Annotated in this window: 1 protein-coding gene; it reads right to left on the minus strand. The window is 37.8% G+C overall.

All coding sequences use genetic code 11. The features are described 5' to 3' along the window. Positions 1-8 precede the first annotated feature (8 nt). On the minus strand, positions 9-953 hold a 945-nt coding region (locus CL42_RS16180; protein WP_035270995.1), incomplete at its 5' end, for an IS30-like element ISAba125 family transposase.

A 953-nucleotide genomic window follows, 5' to 3' on the forward strand; every position in this document is an offset into this window, starting at 1 on the left:
GGGCGAATTCAAACATGAGGTGCGACAGTTTGAAAAGTCTTATGATAATCAACAAGCTGAGCAAATTTCTCTAATGGTGTAAGCCAATCTAACGCTTTTCTAGGACGAGTATTCAGTGACATGGCAACTTGATTTAAATAATGCTGATCTGCCTGATTTAAATCAATCCCTTTAGGTAAATATTGCCTAATTAAACCATTCATATTTTCGCATGTGCCTTTTTGCCAGGGTGAATGTGGGTCACAGAAATATACATCTATGCCTAAATCTTCTTCAAGTATTTTATGTTCTGCCATCTCGCGTCCACGGTCATAGGTCAACGTTTTACGCAGTTCTGCAGGTAAATATTTCAGAGCTTCAGTTAAAGCCTTGCGCACTGATTCTGCCTTTGCATCAGGTAATGTTGCCAAGATACAGAGCCGTGTATTTCGTTCAATAAGTGTTGCTATCGAACTTTTATTGTCTTTACCTTTAATTAAATCAGCTTCCCAATGACCCGGTATTTTTCTTTCTTGAACTTCGGCTGGGCGCTCATGAATAGTTTTAATATCCTGTAATATAGAATCTTTTTTAGGTTCACCGTTAGCTTTTCGCTTTTTATTTTCATGACGCAGACAGGATAATAAGTCTTTTTTCAACTCACCCTTTGGTAATGCGCGTATCGTTGAATAAATCGTTGTATGGCTTACATTCATTGTTTGATCCAAATCAGGAAATGTCTTTAAACGCTTTGCTATTTGCTGAGGAGACCATAAACAACGGATCGCTTCAACAATAAATTTCCAGAGGATTGAATCGATTTTGAGTTTTCTGTGACCACGTCTACGTCTAGCGAAGGTGTTATCAGAAGCATATCGAGCTTGATAAACGTCATTGATGCTATTTCTTTTAAGCTCACGATAGATCGTACTAGGATGTCTTTTAATGAGTTCAGCAAATTTTCTGGCTGAAAA

Origin of the sequence: Acinetobacter sp. Ver3 (assembly GCF_000632455.1) — a bacterium.
GTDB lineage: Bacteria > Pseudomonadota > Gammaproteobacteria > Pseudomonadales > Moraxellaceae > Acinetobacter.